This is a genomic window from Halonotius terrestris, from assembly GCF_006861665.1.
Classification (GTDB): Archaea; Halobacteriota; Halobacteria; order Halobacteriales; family Haloferacaceae; genus Halonotius; species Halonotius terrestris.
The window spans coordinates 19,731-41,614 of record NZ_RKLU01000009.1; the positions used below are offsets into that span (position 1 = coordinate 19,731).

A 21,884-nucleotide genomic window follows, 5' to 3' on the forward strand; every position below is an offset into this window, starting at 1 on the left:
ATAGCCCCTGCCGGGCGAAATTCGGCCACTGATTGGGTCGTGACACGATATTTACCATGAGCGAGTTCTCAATACAGACCGAGCTCGAAGTATTGGAGCTGCTCGTGGAAGAGTCACCGTGCCATGTGATGGAGATCACTAACGCCGTCGATGGACACCCGATCACCATTGACCAAACGTGTGCTCACCTCCATAGTGAGGGCTGTATTGTTCCACTGGGGAGGGGTCTCTACGAGATCACAGACGCAGGCGAACAACGACTCGAAATTCAGCACGATTCATAACCGCTTCACAACTGTGTCACCATGTCTCCCCTCTTTCGATGGATCGGCCGTCATGATTCTGGAACCACGATCCCGACTGAGTTCGTGGGACCAATGGGATGCCTCTCCAGCAATCGGACACCATATCCCGAGGACCACGTATTATCGAATAATGGGAGATGATTCAGTGTCGTCCGAGGACACTCCGGAGGTACAAGATGTCCTTGATGCGCTGGATGATCCCGCGTGTCGGGCTATTCTCCAGGAAACTATCGAACCAATGACTGCGAACGAACTCCTCGACGCATGTGACATCCCCAAGTCGACGCTGTATCGAAAATTAGAACTCCTCAGTTCCGCTTCCCTCGTTCGAGAACAGGAGACGATCAACCCCGGAGGTGGACGGGTCACCTACTACGAGCGGTCGTTCGAGGACGTCACAATCTCTATGGACGACACAGGGACGTTTTCGGTGAGTGTCGACCGACCGCCGCAATCTACCGACGAACGGCTTGCAGATATCTGGTCGATGATGGGGGACGAAGTATGAACGGCGTCATCACGGCGATTGCAGTCGTCAAATTTGTAATTCTGCTTCTCGGTGGCGGGATCACCTACATTGCATTTAAAGCCTATCGACGGACGGGTGAGGACTCGCTACGCGTCCTTGGTGTCGGGTTCGGTATCATCACACTCGGGGCAATCCTGACTGGCGTGGCCAATCAGTTCTTTTCTGTCGGATTGGCCCTCGGCGTTCTCATTAACAGCCTGTTCGTCGCCCTTGGCCTCGCGGTCATCATGTACTCTCTCCACATACAGCAATGATCGTGGCTCAATATCTAACTCTGGGGCTAATTCCAAGAACTAACCCCGAACGAGAATTCAGCTAATGCACCGCATCACGATTCCAGAAAAAACCGATATCTCGCATCGGCAGTGGCAACAGGCGTGGAACCCAATAGACATATTGATTCGATATTTTGTGGCCAGTTTTGTCCTGGCCAGCGTACTCTTAATCCCGCTTGCATGGGTGGTCGATTCGTATGCTCTTGTTGTTTTTATATTATTCCCGCTTATTGGAGTTTCACTCAGTATTATCATTTGGCGACGCTCCTGTTCAGCAGTTAATACTACCTATCAAGAAGTTCTCGATGACATGACCAACTGGCGTAACCTATCTGAAGACGAGATGCAGGTTTGGACCTCTGAACTGAATGGCTCAGGCGAACAGTATGGCGTCGATCCGGCTCAAAAATATACGCTAACCTACGTTGAGGCGGCTGACGAGTATACACTGATTAAGGAGATAACTATTGATTTTGCTAATTTGGAGCCTTCCACGAAATCTGAGAGGATTCCATCTCAACAGATTATATCACAGTCATTTGAGTCGGGAACATTTAGACTTCGTTCGTCGAAAGGGATTTGGAACATTGATGGTCTCAAGAGACAATGATTGATCGTTCTGGAGTTTCAAGAATTTGGAATCGGATCTCATCTATCTCCCTTGGCACCTTCTTGTTCGTCGGGGGAATCATTCTCCTAGTAGGTACCTTCACCGTGAGTGCAGCGCTTGCCCCATCAATAGACCGAACAACGAAACTCGATTACCAGCCACATACGTTAGTCGGGTCTCAGGGGGGTGGCCCGGGCTGGCACGAATACGGCAGCGTCTACCTTCTCAACGGTACGAACACTACCTGGCGTGAATCGAGTGCTGATAGCTATTTCGACGTCACACAATCGGAGAACGGAACAGTGTTAGCTGGGTTTATGGATAGCGGATATACTTCGTGCGGACCGTACGAATCTCCCTGTACCCGAACGGGATTCCGAGTCATTGACCCCGGACAAGACCCACAGGTGCTTTCGGAGTATAGCTTCCCGGTCCGAACGAACAAGAACAGCGAAGTCCACGATGTCGAACGACTTCAGACAGGAGAATACCTCGTGACGGATATGGAGTACGAGCGTATATTTACTGTCAAGAACGGCGAAGTCACGTGGCAGTGGAATGCGAGTTCGTTCTACGACGCCCCACAAGATCCGACGACGACCGACTGGCTGCACATCAACGACGTGGATGTCATCAGCACCGGGCGCTATCTCGTCTCAGTACGGAATGCCAACCAACTTCTCGTCATCGAACGCGGTGAGGGCGTCGTCGACGTCATCAACGAGGACACGACCGATTCAAACGATGCCAACTGTCGGAAGTCAGATCAGCTAGCCGACTATGACAGTGATGGCGATATTCGATGTGGTGACCCCGACGTGCTCAACCACCAGCACAACCCCCAGTGGCTCGGTGATGGTGCTGTCCTCGTCGCTGACAGCGAGAACGACCGTGTCGTCGAACTCCATCGAACGGAGACCGGTGAGTGGGAGCCAGCGTGGGCCGTAGATCAGGTAGAGGGGGTCGCATTAGATTGGCCTCGGGATGCAGATCGCCTCCCGAACGGAAACACGCTCATCACCGACACCCTCAATCGGCGACTCGTAGAGGTCGACGAATCCGGGACTGTCGTCTGGAGCGTTCGAACAGAGCGTATCCCATACGAAGCCGACCGGCTGCCATATGGCGAGCCTGTCGGAGCCCCGACCTACACGAATAACGGCAGCAGCGTCGACAGCCCTGACGCCGGCGTGCCGGGCCTCTCACTACTACTGGTCGGGCTTCGGGCAGTCGTTCCCTCAACGCCGTTCTGGTTCCGGGAACCACAACTCGGACTGACGCTTGTCTCCGCACTCCTCATCGCCGTCGGCGGAGGTAACCGAATTCGTAACTAAATTTCCTCTCGAAGCCAGTTGAGAGCTTGCTCGCGTTTCTTGACCTCAAAGTATCGCATTTCGTTGGGAGCAACTGGCCAGATCGGCCGGATTGCATACCACCAGTCGAACAAGAGTTTCGCCCATCGTGTATCGCCGACTGCGGCGTACCGGTCGATATCGAAGTCAGGGCCGTACCGGAGATCGGGAACCACTCCGTGGAGGTGTGTGAGAAACGTCCTGAACGTCCAGTTCGGAACTTCCTCGTACACGTGGATGTGCCCGTACTGGTCACTCTTTTCGACGAGCAGCGAGTACAGCTCTTGATAGCCTGTTCGCGTGCCCTGCCCGACGCGAATCGCAATGAGGTTCTCGTTCGTCTCGTCCAACACCTCGAACATTCGATTGGGTGCTGTGTGGGACATCGCTAGTGGGAGTGATTCGTAGTACCGACAGGGTCGGTATCTGGATCGGTATGCCCGACGAGCTCGACGGTTGCATGGTCGATTCCTCGATCCGTGAGATGGTTGTGGACCTGTGACTGAATTGTCCGTTGCTCCTCAAGTGTGGTCGACGTATCGGTGAGCCGGACGGTTGCGACGGTGAGTTGACTACAGACTTGCCAGACGTGGAGATCCTCAATCTGGTCGACGCCGTCGAGTGTCGTCAATTCATCCCGGAGTTCTTCAGACGACACCGGGCTCCGTTCCAGCAGGATCGAGGTGCTTTCCCGGAGGACGTTCCCAGCCGACGCGAGTACCAGCAGCCCAATGAGTACGGCCGCCACAGGGTCTGCGATAGGGAGGTCGAACACTGCGACGGCGGCGGTCGAGACGATTACCGCAACAGAGCCACCGGCGTCACCGAGCAGGTGGTAGAACGCCCCGCGCTCGTTGAGACTCATCTCACCACCCTGCAACACGTACACGGAGCCGATGTTCACCAGCAGTCCACCCGTCGCGATGATCAGCGTCAACTCTGGATTGATCGCCACTGGCTCAAGGAACCGCTGGTAGGACTCCCAGACGATGTATCCGACCATTGGAAGGAGCAAGACGCCGTTCAGGAAGGCCGCAACCGGCTCCAGTCGGTGGAGACCGTAGGACCACGCCTCGCCACCCTCGAACCGTTCGGCGGTGTAGCTCGCGCCAAACGCCATCGCGTACGCAAGCATATCGAACAGCATGTGGAGTGCGTCGCTGATGAGCGCGACCGACCCGAACAGGAGTCCACCAGCCAGTTCGATGACGAATCCGAGGAAATTCACGACCGCGACGAGCGCAAGCCGACGCGTACTACCACTTGTTTCAGACGGGTGTTCGTGTTCTGCCGTATCCTCTTGTGCGTGCTCGTGGAGCGTCATACATTCACTTTGGAGGGGGAGCTATTTCGAATCTGAGGACTCTGGGTTTTCCTGAGTGGACTCCTTCGGCCTATCTTCGGTCGCCAACGTCGAATCCTCCGTAGAGGATTCAGTACGATCCGAGGAGTCAGACTCGCTATCCCGTTCCTCAGCTGCTGTGTCGGAATCTTCCGATTCCTCGGTGAGCGATATATCCTGGGCGGAGGAGCCACTGAAGTCGAGCGGACGAAGCCAGATGTACCAAACGACAAATATGGTTGTACCATAGCCGACGATCCACACGAGATCAGCTACGGCAGAGAGATTCGCCTGTTCGAGGGTGTATACCAGCAAACCGGGACCGATGAGCCCAACGAGCACAACGAGGACAGCAAACTGCGGAGACGAGAGTCCGAACGGGTATTCCTGCTGATCTGCCTCCGTATGGGATGTTGCATTTCCCTCGTTCTCAGCACCCATCTTACCCCTCCGAAGCGTTGGTTTCGGTGTCTGTGTCTGGCGTAATTCGAGAGAGTCGCATCGCATTCCCGGTAACGGCCGTCGTCATCCCGGCGTCGCCAGCGAGGACCGCCAGCCAGATTGGGACGTATCCGAACGGGACTGCGACGGCCAGCCCGGCTTTGACAGCGAGACTCGACCAGATGTTCTGCCGGATGACACCGTTCGCATCGTTTGCGAGTTCGTAGAGGTACGGGAGCTTTGCGAGGTCATCGCCCATCAAGGCGATGTCCGCGGTCTCCAGCGCCGTATCCGTCCCGGCAGCCCCCATCGCCACACCGACTGTGGCGGTGGCGAGCGCCGGTGCGTCGTTGATGCCGTCACCGACCATCGCAACCCCATCGAACTCATCGACGAGTTCCTCTATCGCGGCCACCTTCTCTTCGGGGAGTAGTTCGGCCTGATACTCGTCGACACCGACCTGGTCGGCGATCGCGCGGGCAGTCCGTTCGTTGTCCCCCGTCAGCATCACCGTTCGGGAGACACCGAGTTGCTTCAGTCGCGTCACCGTTCGCTTCGCTTCCGGCCGAATCTCGTCGGCGACCGCGATGACGCCCTCGAGTTCGTCTTCGGTCCCAACGAGGACGACGGTCTTGCCTTCAGCCTGGAGTTCGGGAACGGTCTCTTCGAGGAGATCGAGACAGTTGTTCCGGTCACACATCTGCCGGGCTGTCTGTGTCACGACGCCACCGTCGGTCGTCGCGTGAACGTGCGTAAGGTCGAACCCTAACTCCTCAAACAGACCCGGTTTGCCTGCGAAGTGTGGAGTCCCGTCGAGGTCGGCACGAACACCCTTGCCGGTGATGCTCTCGAAGTCATCGATCTCGAGCTCGGCGACCCCTGCGCTGCCGGCTTCGGCGACGATCGCCTCGCCGATGGGGTGTTCACTCCGTTGTTCGAGTCCCCGTGCACACCGGAGCACGTCCTCCTCCGAATTCCCGTTCAGAGGAACGACGTCCGTGACGGTGAGCTCACCCTTCGTCAGGGTTCCCGTCTTATCGAACGCGACGACGTCGACCGCACCCATCGCTTCGAGGTGGTTACCGCCTTTGATCAGGACGCCGTTCTTCGCGGCACTCGTAATTCCCGACACCACCGAGACAGGCGTCGAGATGACGAACGCACAGGGACAGGCCAATACCAGCAGCGTCAGCCCGTAGACGACGGCCGTGGACCAGGTTGTGCCGAGGACATATGGGCTTCCCACCGTCGTCAGGATGGCGAAGGCGACGACGACTGGTGTGTAGTACGTCGAGAAGCGCTCGACGAACTGCTCGCGTTCGGTCTTGTTCGACTGTGCATCTTCGACCAGCTCCACGATGCGCGAAAGCGTATTATCACCGGCTTCAGAGGTGACCTCCACTTCGAGATAGCCCTCCTCGTTGATGGTGCCGGCGTACACCTCGTCGCCCGTCGTCTTGTCGACGGGGACGCTTTCACCCGTGATCGGTGCCTGATTGACTGCGCTTTCACCGTCGACGACGGCCCCGTCCATCGGGATTTTCTCCCCCGGCTTGACGACGACGATGTCTCCCACGGCGACCTCATCGACGGGAATCGTCTCCGTGCTTCCATCACGCTTGACCGTCGCTTCATCCGGAGAGAGGTCCATCAGCTCGCGGAGGGAGTTCCGGGCGCGATCCATCGAGTACCGCTCCAGCAGTTCCGCGACGCTGAACAGGAACGCGAGGGTGGCGGCCTCGAAGTAGAGTGCCTCACCGAAGACGAGACTCGCAACGAGTGCGCCGAGAATAGCCACCGACATCAGGAAGTCGATATCGAGGTTCAGATTCCGCGCCGAGTAGTAGCCGTTGCGAAGGATCTCCTGGCCGCCGGTGGCCACTGCAATCAGAAACAGGACGTCGGCGACCAGTAGCTCAGTACCGAGAAGGCCTGCGATCTGTATATTCTGGCCGATCAGGAAGAATTCGAAGAGTAAGCCGAGGGCGACGAATCCACCACTCACCCACGTCTTGAGTGCGCGCGAACTGGTCCAGATACCCTCGCGCTCTCCGCCCGCTTCCTGCCGTCCTGATTCGTCACCTGTCGTGGCTGTGACCTCGTACCCAGCGCTTTCGATCGCGTTGATGACATCAGCTTGCCCAGCCCGCGACGAATCGTACGTGACGACGACGGTTCCGGTCGTCGGCTGCGTCTCGTATGTTGTCACTCCACCGACCCGGTCAAGGGCATTTTCGATTTTACCCGCGCACGAAGCGCAATCCATCTCTGGGACGGTGAATTTCGAGGTCACTTCGCCGGTGTTCTCCACGGTGTATCCAGCTTTTTCAACCCGATCAGCTATCGCGGTGGCGCTCGTTTGCTCGCGGTCGTACGAAACTGTCAGTGTTCCCGTCGTCACCTGTGGATCGACGCTATTGATTCCGTCCAGCTTTCCGACGCTGTTTTCGACCTTTCCTGCACAGGATGGGCAGTCCATCTCCGGGACGGAGAACTGTGCAACATCCCCTTGGTCTATCGATGGGGCAACGTCATCACCATCTTGTCCTGTGTGCTGGATGTGCTCGTGCTCCTCGTGATCGTGGTCATGTGTATGAGCCTGTTCGTGAGAATCCGCTCCGTGGGCGTGGGTGTGATCCGGTGGTTCACCACTTCCGTCGTGGGATTCCTCGTCAGGTGAGGTCATTACATACCGCTAGCTACTACAGACTTATTAAATCGACTGCTACTAAACAGCCTTATTATGGCAGTCCCTAATAAAATATTCGAGTCGAGTTATTAACTCGGCCGGTAATCCACCCCATTCCCCGGACCTAAGTCCGGATTGCTCGATACTCGCCGTGTTTGATCCCGAGGAGAAGCGTACTGACTTCACACATGAGGAGACCGATGCTGACCACATCACCACCGGTACTCATCGGACTCATTATCGTCCCCTCCTGATTCTGATAGCAAGTAGAACCACGAACGTGATCTCTCTCTTGTGGTATCGAATTCTATTGTAGTACGGTACGGTCGCTCAATCAGATGTTGTTTCCGGTGTCTTGGTCTTCGACATCTTGGCGCGGGTCTTCTTCCGAATGAAGCCGACCCAGAGAGCTGCGCCAACGAGACAGATGATGCCAGCGATGGCAATCGATTGACCACGGATTGTCGTCCCAATCTGACTTTCAGTAATCAACAGAATTCCGATACCGACGAGGACGAATCCTTGGACACCTGCTGCTTTCGCTGGGTTAGAGATATACCCCGCCTCCGTAAGAATGCCAGCAACAGACCCTACGAACAACAAAAGTCCTGCAACCGATACAGGACGAAGGCCAAGAACAACACCGACCTCCGAGAGAGCAAATCCAATCGCGACGAAGAGTGGCCATGGACTCGATCCGGTGAAGGTTGCATCCGAGTCAGATGGATCGCTCATTATCTCGAATTGAGCTTCACGATATAATAAATCGGCTGTTATTGATTCCCTCATCGTTAATAGAATATGGCTGTGATTCAGCCGTTAGTTAATATTCGTGCGGTATAACGTCACACTCTTAAGCCGGTAATGCTCCTTGTTCCAGATTCTCCGCGATATCCATCTTACGGTCAAATGGTTTTATAGAGGCGCTCTGCCTACTCTTTTCTATGTGCATCTACTGCGACGCCTACGAAGAAGAGCGAGAAGCGGAGAGTCAGTCCCCAGCCGAGGACAACCACTCTGAACAAAAGGCTACTTCCACGCCGTCAAAGGGAGTGTTTGTACAACTTCGGTCTTCGCTAGTAGATCTGTTGTAACCGACCATTCTGCCCATTGATGACGCCACGTAGGTCAATACGCGAGCGGAGAAGTTCGAACGTCGAACCAGAACGGTTTCAACGCTGACTGGCTTACGGCCGAATAACAGCTTTCGAGAGTATGTCATACGAAGGCACTACGGTTCCACGGCGTGACTCTCCTGCAGGGGAGTGTGATTACTGTGGGCATCCGTTCCCCACGACCGACCGCCTCGTCCTCCACAAAGGCTTAGAACATCCTCAGGAGTTGGATGCCGACGAGGAAGACGCATTCCTATCTGCCAGAGCGGACGAAGAAGACGAGTTACGCACGCTGCGTCTGAAAGCACTTGGAGCCCTTGTGCTCCTGTACTTCGGTTTCTTAATGCTATATGCCATCGTCGCCTGACTCAGACACGAACTCTGGAGCACACAGAGAGGGGCACACAGAGTCGGGGCCAGAGTCGAGGCTTCATAATTGGGTCGTATCGAACACAAAGCTCAGACTCCTGGTTCAGTTCGTAACCTGGGTCTCGATATTGATGCTGTTTGCCGAAACAGTTGCTGCCGGGAACGGAATGACGCTCTCGAAGCAGCCACGAGATACCCTAGCCATTCCCCGATGGCTGTATCTTGCCACCGGAGGTGCCACAATCGGAGCTTCTGCCCTGCTTGCGAGTTTCGTCACTGATCGGGCGTTTATCCGTTATCTCCACAGCTGGTCGGTTCCTGGCCCAAGAATTGATGACTGGCGAACACCTGTTGTGTGGATCGGATGTGGACTTGGGATCGTCGTCCTCGGACTGGCAGTGTACCTCGGAGTGACGGGCCCACAACTCCCGACAGCGAGCTTCACCATCCTTGTCACGTTCGTTGTCGTTCGTGCAGGCTTGCCGATGCTCACGTATCTCGGAGGCAATCTCTGGCCAGTGCTGAACCCCTGGCGAGGAATCGTCTCGCTACTCCCAACTGGATTCCGGACGTATCCAGAAGGATTGGCCCGATGGCCAGCTGTTGGTGGCCTATTACTTCTCGTGTGGGTTGAGGTGATTTTCCCTGTCAGCACGATTCCGTCCGTTCTTTCGATTGCGATTCTCGGCTACAGTGTCGTCACAATCGCAGGCGCGGTACTCGTCGGTCCCAACGCATGGTTCGGGAACGCAGATCCGTTATCCGTCTTGTTCCGATTCTTCGGGGCTGTCGCCCCTGTAAAACGGCGGGATGGGAAGCTTACTGTAAAACTGCCCGGTAGCGACCTGACTGACGCAGACGTAATCACGGACACCTCCGATGTCGCGTTCGTCATTGCGCTAATCTGGGAACTCACGTACAGTGGCTTCATCACGACGCAGACGGGCGCAGCAACTATCGAGACACTCGTCAGCCTCTCCAATATCGGAGTGGGAGCCGTACAAATTCGTGCGATCCTCATCTACACGCTCCTTTTCGTCAGTGGCTACGTCGTTTTCTTCGGCGCGTATTGGTATGCTGGCGTACTCTCTCGGCGACGAACTGGGACATACATCACAGCGAAACGCATCGCCTTTCGGTTTGCACCCTCGCTATTGGCCATCGCAGCGGGATATCACCTCGCTCACTACACCGGACTGGCCGTATCCCTCAGTCCGGCCCTAGGGATGGCGATTGTCTCCCCACTGTCGCCCCCAGCGAACCCCCTGACATTGTCTCCACCTGGATGGTTCGAGGGCTTGAGTATCGCCTACGTGCTCGTTGGACATCTCCTCGCTATCTGGGCAGCGCACGCGACCGCCTACGAACTCTTCTCGAGTCGTCTCGTCGCGATCCGGAGCCAGTACCCGTTCATTGTTGTGATGATCGGTTACACCGTCATTAGCCTCTGGATTCTCTCACTCCCAGGAGCGACGCCTCCTTATCTACCCTGATTCTGGTGGGTTCGAGGGTACAGCTGGCCGCCCACTGGCTGACAGAAGCCATCCTTCGGAACTTCACTCGACAGTGAACTCTATCGGGTCCATATCGAGGAACGCGGTTTCGTAGCCATCGTGCCGCGCCAGTTGGGGTGGTGTCTCGACGGTGAGTCTGACCGCATCGCCCGTCTCGAGTTCATCTAGACCCATCCCATAGAAACTCCCGAGGTCGGGATCGAGGGACGCTTGGAGTGTCCCTTGTGCGATTGCGTCACCCCCTCGATTGAGTGTTGCTGAAAGAGCCATCCTCGGGAGCATCACGCGATTGTACGGTGTTCGAGGAGAGACGATCAGGAAGGGACCGTCACTATCACTAAACCGATGGTCACCGTCAACGAGAGCAACGAGTATCGTCGCATCACCGGATTGCCCTTCGTGGAGAAGTCGACCAGGAAGCTCGGATTTTGTCGGTACGACCGGTTCAGGGATCATTTCCATATCCATCAGATCGACTGTCCCACGAGTGCCCGCTTTTTCGCCTAACCGACGAATCTCCAAATTGTACGTCTCATCCGTATCGAACGTGAACTGCATCGTGGCAGACTGTCCCTCTGTAAATCGCCCGTCGAATGGACTCGTACGAGCGGTCTGCAACGGGCCGACCTGGAGCGTCACATCGTACTGTCCTTCCCCCGGGAGAGCGATATTGTCGCCGTAGTGGAACCCCATGTTCGGCGAGATCATCGGCCAGAGGTTGGTCGAGGACACTCGACCGTCGCTGTTACTGATTTCGACAGAGACGTCGATCGGGAGGATCGTCTCCGTCTCGGTGTCCCAGACACTCGCCATCAGATGCACCGAATCATCCGACTGAACGACGACTTTCGTCTTTCGTGAGCCAGTGAGGGTCCAGAAACGGTGCGGGAAGGAGTGCATCAGTGCAAATCCGAGACTGCCTGCCGTCGTCGTTCCGTACATTCCCATCCCTTCGATGATTGCCGGATAGTAGACCGCGTCAGGTCGATCCTCCACGAGCGGAGGATCACGCCATGCAGACTGCGTCTCGAATCCGAGTCGCCCCAGGCAACCAGACAGCACCAGGCCACCCGAGAGAGCAGTCCCCTGTTTGAGAAACGTTCTCCGGTTCATATTCTCCTCTGAGATGCTATATTTGGTAGATTCATTGAGTCAACCTCGCTGTCGTCAATTGGGGGTTTCTGTAACTGTCCGTCTCGGCTATTCTGTGACTGTCTACGCCAGGCGAACGACGAATCCGGTGAGTACCAGTAGTGAGACAACGCCAAGTAACGTCGCCAGTAGGAGGTGCTTCTCTTCCATGGATTTGGCTTCGATTGGATTTCTAAAGACACCTTTGAAACTACAACGTCACCTGCACATCTGGCATATCAACGAAGGCTGTCTCGTATCCCTCATGGCGAGCCGTTTGTGGGGGCGAATCGACTGTGATCGTCAGCTCATCTCCCGTCTGTATGTCCGCAACCGTTGTCCCGTAGTGATAACGGAGATCTGGATCGATGGTTGCCTGCAGAATTCCGTCGAATTCTGACGTACCGTCGCGTTGTAGTGTTGCCGATAGTGACATCATCGGCAGCATCGTCCGATTGTAAGGCGTGCGCGGAGACACAGCGAGGTACTTCTGCTCCTCGTCACCACCGAAACGCGACGCGTCTTCGAGGACCGTAACCACGAACTTCGCGTCTCCGCTCGTCTCCGACCCACGCACGTTGCCGGGGAGTGCGTCCGGTGTCGGTACCTGCGAGTCCGGTAACATCTCCATGTCCATCAGGTCGACAGCACCCTTCGTGCCTTCCTTGTCGTCGGGGATGTCCGTGTACGAGATCTCATTGAGCGTCGATTCGCTGAACTCGAACTCGAACGTGAACGATGTGTTTCCCTGGTTCTCGGCCAGCGATCCGGTCCGTCGCGTCGACGGCCCGCCGATGCTGACCTCGACAGTGTATGTGCCGTCGCCCTGAAGTTGTGCGTTATCACCGAAGTGAAAACCCATCGGCTGAGAGAGCATCGGCCACGGCGCGAACTGATCAATCGACTCCCCGTTCTGTGTAACCGTGAGCTGTGGATTGATATCGGGTGGGATGATCCCCGTCTGTGTCTCCCAAACGACCGGCATGAGATGAATCGAATCCTCGGGTTGAATCTCGACCTTCGTGATTCCATTCGGCTTCATCAGCCAGAACCGGTGCGCATACGAATACGTGAGGCACACCTGTACCCGCCCTGTTCCTTCATCCCGGGCATTTTCATGCCCTCATAGTGGGTCGGATAGTAGACTGCGTTCGGCCGGTTCTCGGGGAGCGGTGGTGCCTGCGCTGATCGCGTCTCGAACAGGCCGGTACACCCCGCAAGCCCAACGAGTGACGTGCTACCGACCACTCGAAGCACGTCACGACGATTCATGCGTCACCTCCTGTGCGTTCGACCGGCTGTGCAGGTGGAAGGGCACGCAACGACCGTGGGGGGACGAGGAAATTACCACGCCGCTCCGTCCGGACGTACTGCAGGATGCCGTTGTTGTTCCGCTGACCGACAGCCGACTGCTCGGTGACATCAGTTCCGTTCATCGCTTCTCTCGTGTCGACGAAATCGGTGATCCCTCGCTGGAGCGCGAGGAAATGGAGACTAGCGCTTCCATCATCGGTAGAATCGAAGTCGCGCCGAAGGATGAGGGGCGAGTCATTGTCGTCGCGAGCGCGGGCAGATTTCTGGGAGTGACCGACGACGCCCATCTCGCGGGCCGTCTCATCCGTTGGCTGACAGTCGTCGATTTTGCTGCTGGTTCCGAGATTGTCTCCAGCGCCCTCGATTACGTCGTTCTCGGCGTGGTACGGACAGAACATCTTCGCCTCACGTTGCCAGCGATCGTCCTGGTTGTACCACTGGTTGAGGTTGAGTTGAAGTTTGGAGATGTGCTGAGTCGTGCCATCGGCGAACGGCCCCGACTGAATCGTCACGCGATCTTCACTGGCCTGGTTCTTTTTGAAACCTGATTTGAATCCCATAAACAGGGGTGCGTCCTCGGGAACCTTATCGGCCGGAACACCCTCCGCATCGTCTGCATTCTCCGCCGGGAGTCCATCCCCGATAAATCCCGTTCGCCGGTCGGTGAGTGAGAAGACGTCGGTCAGTGCAGCGTCAGGCTGATCGACACCGTTGAGAGTCGATTTGTTCCCTTTGAGGGCTTCTTCGGCACCGAGCACCACCTGTGCCGTGTTACTTGCAAGATGGACGACTGCATCGGGCGTATCGAACTCGGGTTCCTCGAACGGAGCAAGTGCTTCCGGATCGGGGAGGTCAACGTCTTCGGGAAGCGATTCGTCGAATCGGTCGAAGTATGCCGGAGAATAACTCACCGTGAGCAATAGCCCATCCCCGCTTCGCTCGTAGGCGTGTTCGATGCCACGGAGGGCTGTCTCAACCTGTCCACGGTCGTCTTCGCTCGGTTGCCCGTCTCGTCGGTAATTCAAATAGAGGAGCACGCGATGGCTCGGAGCAACGACGTTCCCGTGGTCGTCCCGTGGGAGGGCGTCGTTCCAAGCGTGCTGGCGTTGTGGATGCGCCGACAGATCATCTGGTCCCGTCGGGATATCGACTTCTTCACGGCCCAGACACGCACTGAACGCCGCTGCACCTCCAATCGCGACGGCCGACTTGAGGAAGTCTCTTCGAGGGATACCTCTCTCATCACTCATTACCCGACAGTTAGGAAGTCAACGGAAAAGCGGTTCTGGTAGAGTTCTTGAATCTCCCCCTCAAGGCCGGTAGCGGACTATCTGGTGATGAGCTTCTTCACCAAGTTCCACCCGATAAATCGGGGGGTCCGCTCGCGGTATTCATCGTATTCCTGGCCATACTGCTCTCGCAGCCACGGTTCTTCGGCAAACGGGAACAGTGTGTACACGAGGATGGTCAAGACGCCGTGTACAGCCAGTTTCCTGGAGTTCACTGCGATGATCGCGCCGACGATGAACGTAATGAATCCTACGCTCTGTGGGTTGCGTGTGTACTGGTAGATACCGTCCGTCCGAAGCTCCCCTTCTCTTCCACTGCTTTCCATCCACCCGAGTTCGAAGAGTGCTGAGAGGGCAAACCCCATACCGAGTGCGGCGATACCGCTACCTGCGAGTTTGTTCCAGCGTTCGGTGAAGATGAACGAGTCTTGGTCGAGCGCAGCCAGCACCGGAAACCCAGCGAACACGACGGAGAGCGCTGACCAATTGAACCACCACCGCCACGAGCTGTCGCCGATGGGCCACACTCGACGGTCAGGATGAACCGCACTGATGGCGTACCCGAGAATCAGCGTGATATCCGCGACGACTGCCGTCAGCAGCGCGCGATCTGAGAACGAGAACATATGTGTATGTAGTGATTGTGCAGGACAAAAAAGTGAGTCAATCGTGGTTCGTGCCTAGAGACTGCCCCCTCAGAAGAAGTTTGGAACCACCAACCACTCGCTATAATTCTAACATCCGGGGATAATTCGAATCGACGTTCTCAGGTAACTGCGTTTCAAATTCAGACCACATGGCGGGATTTGTCCCACTTCATAGTGGGTTCATCGATCCGTGGTCCCTTCCGTTGCTCGCGGTGATCACCATCGCCGCTGCTGGTACAGCGGTGCTTCTGGGACTTGCGATCGGCGCGTTCGTTCAGCGCCAATCCCGCCCATATCTGTTAGTCGTCGCTGCGCTAGCTGCCCTTTTTGGACGCTCTGCAGTTGCGGGGATCACCATCGTAGGCCTGTTTTCACAAGCCGAGCATCACCTTCTCGAACACGGACTTGATATTATTCTTGTCGCGCTCGTCATTGCTGCGGTCTATCACTCTCGAACTATTTCGAACGAGACCAATTTGGATACATGACACACCAACGTGACCGGATTCACGAGTATATTGCCACCCACCCTGGAGAACACTTCAACGCACTCACGCGGAGACTCGACCTCGCACCAGGACAGGTACAGTACCACCTCAAAAAACTCCAGGCTCAGGGAAGTGTAGTCGAACTACCCCTCTATGGCCGGACTCACTATTACACACCTGGATATGACGCGTGGGAACGGGGAGCGATCGCTGTCCTTCGCCGGGAAACGGCACGCGACATTTTATTCTGTGTTCTCGAACAGGGGCCATCCAGACCGGACGCTGTCACAGAGTCTCTCGAGATTGCTCGGGGGACCCTCGAGTGGCACTTGAACCATTTGACGGAGCAGAATCTGATCGAGAAACATCGAGATACCAATAATCACGTGACGCTGGTCCCCGCCAAGCCGACTGAGACTACTCGTCTCCTCGAAGAGATTACACCCTCGCTGTCCGATCGGATGATCGACCGGTTCACCCGCCTCGTCGATAATCTACTGGCGGAGGAATCGTAACGAGTTTGCGAATGTGTTTCGTCGGAACGAGAACTTGATTGTTCGATTACTTTACTCGAACTGTCCCGACCATTCCAGATCCCTCATGTGGGATACAAAAGTACCCGTACGTGCCTGGTTCCTCAAACGTGTGCTCGTAGTTCTCGCCCGGGGCGATGAGTCCCTCGGTGACCCGGTTCCTCGCAGTACGTTCTGACTCGAAGCCACCACTTGCGAAATACGCGGCCGCGTCTGGAATCTCGTCTTCATAAGCCGTGACCGTGTGATCGATGTCACTCTCGTTCGTCCACGTAACCGTCTCACCAGGTTCGATCGTAGCGGTCTTCGGCTCAAATCTGAGGTCGCCGGGCATCGTGACGGTCTGGGCCGCCGAGGACTGTCCGCCCAGACACCCAGCCGTGCTAAGCATCGCCAGGGTGGCAGTGCTGAGTTGCAACACCGTCCGCCGATCGAAAAATTCGGGTGACATTGATACAGAGATGGGTGGTGCCGATTAGAGTACCACGAAGAGGTCAGTCACGTACATAATTGCGAGGCCGAGCAGGAATGCGAGTAGGTTCGTCGCACTCGCCACGCGACCGCCGGCATCACGAACCATTCGCGCGATCTCCCAGTCGACCTGTAGGATCGCACCAACGCCGATCGCGAGGAAGAAGGCACCGATCGTCGGCGAGTACGCGAGACTGCCGATCCAGCCACCGAGGATAACGGGTGCGCCGGCGATGACGCCGAGCGCGGCGAAGTGCTTGAGTGCCGGACGTTCCCCGCGAGCGACCGGCGCAACGACAGCCGGGCCTTCCGTCACGTTGTGAAGCATGAATCCGATCACGAGGAATGCGCCGAGCGACACGCGCCCGAGTGCGAACGAACTCCCGATTGCCAGCCCCTCCGCGAGGTTGTGCAGGCCGATCCCGACCGCGACCAGATACGCGATCCAGAGACCGCTGCTCGCCCGGCTATCACCAGCGGCGACGCGGCCCTCACGCCACGCACTGATCGCTTGGACGAGGAGGAGTGCGCCGAAGATTCCGAAGACGACCAAGAGGTTGCCCTCGTATGCGCCTGGAATCCGCTCGGCGAGCTCGAACGCCTCAAACCCGGCGTCGAACGCCAAGAAGCCCAGTACGCCAGCTGCAAATAAGAGAACGGCATGCAGCCACCGATCGCTCATCGTCTTGATGTAGGGGAACCAGAGCATCCCTAAGGCGACCGGAATCACGCCGACAAACAGTCCGATGACTGCAAGCGTCCCGAGCAGACTGAGGCTAAAGCCGGGCGACTGACTCGGCGCGACGATCGTATTATGGAACGTCGCTCCGTCGGAAAGCACGAGCGCGACTTCGAGGTCCCATCCCGGATTCCAGTGATACGGAATCACGATCTGTGCGCTTTCCATCGGGGCGAGCGTTTGGTCACCACCGGCTCCTTCGACCCGGAAATCCCAGTAGGCCTCGTCGACGAGAACCTGCGATATCGTCACGGATTCGGGCCCGTTGTTCGTCACGTGCAGGACGACCGTTTCGTCGCTCGGAAGCGTCGTGTGCGTGATCGTCACGTCGGGAAGCGGTGTGCCGCTCTGAACACCGGCGAGCGGGGACGTGAATGCGAACACACCCAAGACGAGTACGAGCAACACGACCGGGAGTAACGCGCTGACCCATCGCGGAAGCCCGAGCGGTTGTGTGATCTCTTCGTCAGCCGTTACACCACCGTCCGTCGTCGTGTCTTGTGTCTTATCCGTCACGTTAGACCACCTCGAAGAAGCTCATCCAGCCGAGTTCTGCGAACTCAGACTGGTGGGCGTGGAACATGTACAGGCCCGGCTCATGATCGGAGTAGTCTATCTCGATGATGCCGCGCTGCGCCTGGCATTGCATGATCGTGTCCACTGTCTTATTCGTCGGCGTCAGCGTCGTCCCGTGGTCGTAGTAGTCGAAGAACTGCGAGTGCGTGTGGAACGAGTTTATGAGGTCGAACTCCGTTGCATTGGAGAGGTAGACGCGCTGGCGTTCGTTCTTGTCGATCTGGATGGGGCGTTTCGTCTCGCCCGCCGTCCAGTTGCCCTCGCCGTCGGTGTCACCGACTCCGTAACCGAACGCCCGTGTGTTCGCCGCGTAAACCTCGTTGCCGCCATCGAAGTTGGTGTCGAACGAGTTCATCACCATCACCATCTCGTTGACGGCGTCGTTTTCGGCGTACTCGTGATTCCGGCTCTTTGCCTCTTCGACGAGTTGCTCCCGGAAGTCGTCGGTAATCGGGCCCGGGTAGTTGACGTACTCGCGTGGATTCTCCCTGACGCGTTCGGGGTCCGGATCGACGATGATCGTGCCGTAGAGTCCGCGGTGGATGTGCTCTTTCAACGGGAGCGAGTGGCAGTGATAGAAGTGCGTGCCAGCGGGTTGGGCGAGCCATTCGTACGTGAATGACTCACCCGTATCGAGTACGCCAGGCCCGTTTTGTGGGATCCCATCCATTCGCGGGTTGAGGTTCTTCAGGTGTGGATGGATCGTATGCGCGTGCCGTCCCAGATTCGTGAACTTCACGCGAATCAGGTCGCCCTCGACGGCGCGGATCGTCGGTCCGGGCACCTGGCCGTTGTATGCCCACGCCGAGAACTCGACGCCCGGCGCGATTGCTATCGTCGTGTCGACGGCGGTGAACTCGAATTCCCGTACGGTTCGGCCGTCCTCCTCGTAGACTTGTTGAGGAACGTTATCCTGCCCACTTTCTCCGGTATTGAACGCGGTGAGGAACTCGTGCGGGTCGAAATCTAAATCTCGGTATTCACCCACCGCACCGAAGTTACCGTGTTCATCCTCATCGTCGTGATCGGATGAGGCACTTGCCCGAGAACTACCGAGTCCGACGGCTGCACTCCCAGCGACACCGAGTCCGCCGAGGACCGTGCGGCGACTGACACTCGTTTCACCAGTGAGTGATTCGACCAGTCGCTCCTCGAGCCGTTCTGTGACGTTTGCTGCGCTACTGTAATCTATCGATGGCATGATCTCCTCCGCTGGTCAAGCCTTCGCATACCCATACACGTCTATTGCCCCACCCAATATATAAATTAGACTCATCTAAACTTAGATTGAGTCTAAACTAATAGCCTCCAGTAGGGAGACTCATTAGTTTAGTTTGAAGCCCCAGCGAGCGTTTGAGCGGATATAGATCGGGCAACTTCCTCTGGGAGTGCAACTCGTTCGTCGGTGCCATCGGGAACAAGCGTCACCATCCCAAATGAGGTAGTCTCAACAATTTCGACTACAGTTGTTGGGGTAATCCCGTGTTCAGACAGGTACCGGAGTAGATCTGGGTCATTGTCTGGCACCCGCTCGATTCGAACCTTATCGCCGACCTGCTGATCAGCGAGGGTTTCACCGGATTGTGGCGGTGAAACGTCCAGATCCGCTGTGGGAATCGGGTCGCCATGCGGGTCAACTGCCGGATCCCCGAGCTGCTCTGCAATTCGGTCAGCGAATTGATTGCTGATATGGTGTTCGAGGCGATCTGCTTCGTCGTGTACCTCAGCCCAATCGTACTCGAGGCGCTCCGTCAGGTATCGTTCTAAGAGCCGATGATGGCGAATGATTTCGAGCGCGACAGGAATTCCAGTCTCCGTGAGTACAACGCCCTTGTAGGGCTCGTAATGGACAAAATCGCGCTCGGCCAATTTTTTTACCATACTGGTGACTGACGGTTGTTCAACGTCCATGTACTCAGCGAGCGTCGAGGTCCGCACCCGTTCATCCGTTTCGTCCTGAAGGTAATAGATCGCTTTGAGATAATCCTCCATGATGGCGCTCAGCATTAGAATGGAATTAGACGGGGCTAAGTTTATAATTTGCCACGGGATGATTTGTCTTGTCGACAGCTGTGGGCGTAAATCTGAGATGGGTCCGGTTATCGCCACAGTCAACACTTGCACATTGATTTTCCGTATCTTCCTGTTGTGTTACTCACTGAGACTCAGAATGGCGGGTCGAGAATTCGAACCTTTATAATATAGACGGGAGAAGTCGGCGATGGAATGTCTGACCTCATCGTCAAAGCAGCCGTGAAGGACGCACTCTCGGACCAGAACGTCTCGGCAGATTTCTACGACGCCCTCGACGAAGAGGTCGCCGACCTGCTCGACGACGCCGCAAAGCGTGCTGAGGCCAACGACCGGAAGACGGTCCAGCCCCGCGACCTCTAATTCGGAAGGTACCACACCGACGCTCGAAGTCACTCCCCGTTTTAAGGGAGTTGTGACTGGAAGGTACTCCTATGAGTGTCACAGCCGAATCAATTCAAGTCGAGAATGTGGTCGCGTCGTCCGATATCGGTCAAGAACTCGATCTGGAAACGCTTTCTGAGGATTTAGGAGCCACCGACTACGATCCCGATAACTTCCCTGGACTCGTATATCGGATGCACGATCCTAAAGCCGCAGCGCTCATTTTCCGCTCGGGGAAAGTCGTCTGTACGGGTGCAAAAAGCGTCGACGATGTGACGACTGCGTTGGAATACGTCTTCGACGAGCTCCGTGAATTGGGTGTCGATGTCGCTACCTCTCCAGATATCGAAATCCAGAATATTGTCTCAAGTGGGGACCTCGACCACACACTCAATTTGAATGCGATTGCGATCGGCCTTGGTCTCGAACATATCGAATACGAACCAGAGCAGTTCCCGGGGCTCGTCTACCGGCTTGACGACCCGGACGTCGTCGCACTCCTCTTCGGGAGTGGAAAGCTCGTCATCACGGGCGGAAAACAGCTTGACGATGCTGAACAAGCGCTTACAGTGATTGAAAACCGGCTCACTGACCTCGGGTTACTGGAGTAATTCAACGACACAGAACAGTTGGCAGGGTACACTGGCACTGGTGAGTACATTTTTGAATCTGCTCTCCCCGTGTTAAGTTAGTGCGATGGCTGATGCCGAACGGGAGGTAGATGATGTCCTGTCCGGGAATGTTCTTTCAGTCCAAGAGCTGAACGACCGAATTGCATCGGTCGTCCAGGACACGCCTGCCCTCAACGGCGTCCGCTGTATTGGCGAGGTCACGGATCTCCACCAGAACAGTACCGCCCTCTATTTCACCCTGACCGACGGCGATGCCGAGCTTCCCTGTATGCTCTGGGCGAACCGCTATCAGAAGATGGACGCTGACCTCGAGGACGGGGCGGAGGTCATCCTCGAAGGCGATATCGACTACTGGACAGAGGGCGGGAAAATCGACCTCAAACCGTGGGAGGTGATCGTCGTCGGCGACGGCGACCAGGCAGCTGCCGTCGAGCGGCTGCGAAGCGAACTCGAAGAGCGTGGCTGGTTTGACGACGAGCAGAAACAGCGCCCGCCGGCGTTCCCAGAGCGAGTCGGTGTCGTGACCTCCCTCCGGGGCGACGCTCGCTACGACATCCAGAGCGCGATCCACGAGCAGGACCCCACCGTCGACATCCTGGTGAAGGATGCGACCGTCCAAGGGTCAGAGGCCCCGACGTCTATCGCGAACGGGATTCACCATCTGGACCGCTCCGAGGAGGTCGACTCGATCATCGTCGGCCGTGGCGGCGGGAGTGATTCGAACCTCCAGGCGTTCAACACCGAGCGGGTCGCGGAAGCTATCTTCACCGCGAACACCCCGACCGTCACGGCGATCGGGCATACTGACGACCGGTTAATCGCAGATCAGGTCGCGGATGTGGCAACGATCACGCCGACGGCCGCTGGCGAGTATATCGTGAATTCCCGCGAGGAGTTCTTCGCGGGCGAGGTCAAGCCGCTGGCACAGCAACTCGACGCTGCGTACGAAACCTTCCAGCAGGAGCACGAACATGAACGAGAGCTTGCTGAAGCAGTCGACGAGGCGGCCGTACCCGAGGGCCTCCCGCCGGTCTACTACAAGGCCGCAATCGCTGTGCTGTTGTTGCTGTTGTTGGCCATCACTGGGCTTTGGTTAGGGGTGATCTAA

24 protein-coding genes and 1 pseudogene are annotated in these 21,884 nt (G+C 56.7%); 12 read left to right on the forward strand and 13 right to left on the reverse strand.

Features of this window, described 5'->3' with window-relative positions; translation table 11 throughout:
• Nucleotides 1–56 precede the first annotated feature (56 nt).
• The 5 genes from EGH24_RS13275 to EGH24_RS13295 all read left to right on the forward strand — a co-directional run bounded on the left by EGH24_RS13275 (nucleotide 57) and on the right by EGH24_RS13295 (nucleotide 3,053).
• A complete protein-coding gene (locus EGH24_RS13275) occupies nucleotides 57–284 on the forward strand; it encodes a transcriptional regulator (RefSeq protein WP_142980624.1) in 228 nt (75 codons plus the stop codon).
• Nucleotides 285–435: 151 nt separating this feature from the next.
• The gene (locus tag EGH24_RS13280; protein WP_142980625.1) at nucleotides 436–813 is read left to right on the forward strand and encodes a winged helix-turn-helix domain-containing protein; all 378 of its coding nucleotides are present in this window, start codon (nucleotides 436–438) and stop codon (nucleotides 811–813) included.
• The gene (locus EGH24_RS13285) at nucleotides 810–1,088 is read left to right on the forward strand and encodes a DUF7521 family protein (protein ID WP_142980626.1); all 279 of its coding nucleotides are present in this window, start codon (nucleotides 810–812) and stop codon (nucleotides 1,086–1,088) included. The genes EGH24_RS13280 and EGH24_RS13285 overlap by 4 nt, the downstream gene beginning before the upstream one ends.
• A 64-nt stretch (nucleotides 1,089–1,152) precedes the next feature.
• On the forward strand, nucleotides 1,153–1,719 hold the full coding sequence (locus EGH24_RS13290) for a hypothetical protein (protein ID WP_142980627.1): 567 nt from the start codon (nucleotides 1,153–1,155) through the stop codon (nucleotides 1,717–1,719).
• Entirely contained in the window at nucleotides 1,716–3,053 is a 1,338-nt protein-coding gene (locus EGH24_RS13295; protein WP_142980628.1) for an arylsulfotransferase family protein, read from the forward strand. The genes EGH24_RS13290 and EGH24_RS13295 overlap by 4 nt, the downstream gene beginning before the upstream one ends.
• Here the strand turns inward: EGH24_RS13295 and EGH24_RS13300 are convergent.
• The 5 genes from EGH24_RS13300 to EGH24_RS13325 all read right to left on the reverse strand — a co-directional run bounded on the left by EGH24_RS13300 (nucleotide 3,050) and on the right by EGH24_RS13325 (nucleotide 8,278).
• Entirely contained in the window at nucleotides 3,050–3,457 is a 408-nt protein-coding gene (locus EGH24_RS13300; protein ID WP_221886757.1) for a SpoIIAA family protein, read from the reverse strand. The two genes, EGH24_RS13295 and EGH24_RS13300, sit on opposite strands and share 4 nt — an antisense overlap.
• Nucleotides 3,458–3,459: 2 nt before the next feature.
• The gene (locus tag EGH24_RS13305) at nucleotides 3,460–4,395 is read right to left on the reverse strand and encodes a cation diffusion facilitator family transporter (RefSeq protein WP_142980629.1); all 936 of its coding nucleotides are present in this window, start codon (nucleotides 4,393–4,395) and stop codon (nucleotides 3,460–3,462) included.
• Between the two features lie 21 nt (nucleotides 4,396–4,416).
• Nucleotides 4,417–4,854 carry a hypothetical protein gene (locus EGH24_RS13310; protein ID WP_142980630.1) on the reverse strand — a complete coding sequence of 146 codons (438 nt, stop codon included), beginning with the start codon at nucleotides 4,852–4,854 and terminating at the stop codon, nucleotides 4,417–4,419.
• 1 nt (nucleotide 4,855) lies between these two features.
• Complete coding sequence (locus EGH24_RS13315; protein WP_142980631.1) at nucleotides 4,856–7,540, reverse strand: heavy metal translocating P-type ATPase; 2,685 nt, start codon at nucleotides 7,538–7,540, stop codon at nucleotides 4,856–4,858.
• A gap of 333 nt (nucleotides 7,541–7,873) precedes the next feature.
• Nucleotides 7,874–8,278 (reverse strand): DUF7541 family protein, encoded by a 405-nt coding sequence (locus EGH24_RS13325; protein WP_142980632.1) that lies wholly within the window; start codon nucleotides 8,276–8,278, stop codon nucleotides 7,874–7,876.
• 480 nt (nucleotides 8,279–8,758) lie between these two features.
• Here EGH24_RS13325 and EGH24_RS13330 point away from each other — a divergent pair, with 480 nt between their 5' ends.
• Nucleotides 8,759–9,025 (forward strand): DNA-binding protein, encoded by a 267-nt coding sequence (locus EGH24_RS13330; protein ID WP_142980633.1) that lies wholly within the window; start codon nucleotides 8,759–8,761, stop codon nucleotides 9,023–9,025.
• 133 nt (nucleotides 9,026–9,158) lie between these two features.
• Nucleotides 9,159–10,520 carry a hypothetical protein gene (locus EGH24_RS13335; protein WP_246058018.1) on the forward strand — a complete coding sequence of 454 codons (1,362 nt, stop codon included), beginning with the start codon at nucleotides 9,159–9,161 and terminating at the stop codon, nucleotides 10,518–10,520.
• Between the two features lie 63 nt (nucleotides 10,521–10,583).
• Here the strand turns inward: EGH24_RS13335 and EGH24_RS13340 are convergent, their stop codons facing one another.
• The 4 genes and pseudogenes from EGH24_RS13340 to EGH24_RS13355 all read right to left on the reverse strand — a co-directional run bounded on the left by EGH24_RS13340 (nucleotide 10,584) and on the right by EGH24_RS13355 (nucleotide 14,901).
• The gene (locus EGH24_RS13340; RefSeq protein WP_142980635.1) at nucleotides 10,584–11,654 is read right to left on the reverse strand and encodes an iron transporter; all 1,071 of its coding nucleotides are present in this window, start codon (nucleotides 11,652–11,654) and stop codon (nucleotides 10,584–10,586) included.
• Nucleotides 11,655–11,883: 229 nt separating this feature from the next.
• Nucleotides 11,884–12,944, reverse strand: a pseudogene (locus EGH24_RS13345) (iron transporter).
• Nucleotides 12,941–14,236 (reverse strand): twin-arginine translocation signal domain-containing protein, encoded by a 1,296-nt coding sequence (locus EGH24_RS13350; RefSeq protein ID WP_142980636.1) that lies wholly within the window; start codon nucleotides 14,234–14,236, stop codon nucleotides 12,941–12,943. The pseudogene EGH24_RS13345 and the gene EGH24_RS13350 overlap by 4 nt, the downstream one beginning before the upstream one ends.
• A gap of 77 nt (nucleotides 14,237–14,313) precedes the next feature.
• A complete protein-coding gene (locus EGH24_RS13355) occupies nucleotides 14,314–14,901 on the reverse strand; it encodes a methyltransferase family protein (protein ID WP_142980637.1) in 588 nt (195 codons plus the stop codon).
• Between the two features lie 170 nt (nucleotides 14,902–15,071).
• Here EGH24_RS13355 and EGH24_RS13360 point away from each other — a divergent pair, with 170 nt between their 5' ends.
• Nucleotides 15,072–15,410 carry a DUF7471 family protein gene (locus tag EGH24_RS13360; RefSeq protein WP_142980638.1) on the forward strand — a complete coding sequence of 113 codons (339 nt, stop codon included), beginning with the start codon at nucleotides 15,072–15,074 and terminating at the stop codon, nucleotides 15,408–15,410.
• Nucleotides 15,407–15,925 carry a winged helix-turn-helix transcriptional regulator gene (locus EGH24_RS15875; RefSeq protein WP_142980639.1) on the forward strand — a complete coding sequence of 173 codons (519 nt, stop codon included), beginning with the start codon at nucleotides 15,407–15,409 and terminating at the stop codon, nucleotides 15,923–15,925. Before EGH24_RS13360 ends, EGH24_RS15875 begins: the two co-directional genes overlap by 4 nt.
• A 46-nt stretch (nucleotides 15,926–15,971) precedes the next feature.
• Here the strand turns inward: EGH24_RS15875 and EGH24_RS13370 are convergent, their stop codons facing one another.
• From EGH24_RS13370 to EGH24_RS13385, 4 genes are all read right to left on the reverse strand, one after another.
• Entirely contained in the window at nucleotides 15,972–16,277 is a 306-nt protein-coding gene (locus EGH24_RS13370; protein ID WP_246058020.1) for a cupredoxin domain-containing protein, read from the reverse strand.
• A gap of 141 nt (nucleotides 16,278–16,418) precedes the next feature.
• The gene (locus tag EGH24_RS13375) at nucleotides 16,419–17,669 is read right to left on the reverse strand and encodes a ZIP family metal transporter (protein WP_142980641.1); all 1,251 of its coding nucleotides are present in this window, start codon (nucleotides 17,667–17,669) and stop codon (nucleotides 16,419–16,421) included.
• Nucleotide 17,670: 1 nt separating this feature from the next.
• The gene (locus EGH24_RS13380; protein WP_142980642.1) at nucleotides 17,671–18,930 is read right to left on the reverse strand and encodes a multicopper oxidase domain-containing protein; all 1,260 of its coding nucleotides are present in this window, start codon (nucleotides 18,928–18,930) and stop codon (nucleotides 17,671–17,673) included.
• Nucleotides 18,931–19,058: 128 nt separating this feature from the next.
• Nucleotides 19,059–19,736, reverse strand: coding sequence for a metal-dependent transcriptional regulator (locus EGH24_RS13385; RefSeq protein ID WP_142980643.1), 678 nt, complete (start codon nucleotides 19,734–19,736; stop codon nucleotides 19,059–19,061).
• A 219-nt stretch (nucleotides 19,737–19,955) separates the two neighbouring features.
• Between EGH24_RS13385 and EGH24_RS13390 the strand changes: the two genes are divergently transcribed.
• The 3 genes from EGH24_RS13390 (at nucleotide 19,956) to xseA (ending at nucleotide 21,884) form a co-directional block, all read left to right on the forward strand.
• Complete coding sequence (locus EGH24_RS13390) at nucleotides 19,956–20,123, forward strand: DUF1931 domain-containing protein (protein WP_122106698.1); 168 nt, start codon at nucleotides 19,956–19,958, stop codon at nucleotides 20,121–20,123.
• A gap of 71 nt (nucleotides 20,124–20,194) precedes the next feature.
• A complete protein-coding gene (locus EGH24_RS13395) occupies nucleotides 20,195–20,755 on the forward strand; it encodes a TATA-box-binding protein (RefSeq protein WP_049987858.1) in 561 nt (186 codons plus the stop codon).
• 85 nt (nucleotides 20,756–20,840) lie between these two features.
• Entirely contained in the window at nucleotides 20,841–21,884 is a 1,044-nt protein-coding gene (gene xseA / locus EGH24_RS13400; protein WP_142980644.1) for an exodeoxyribonuclease VII large subunit, read from the forward strand.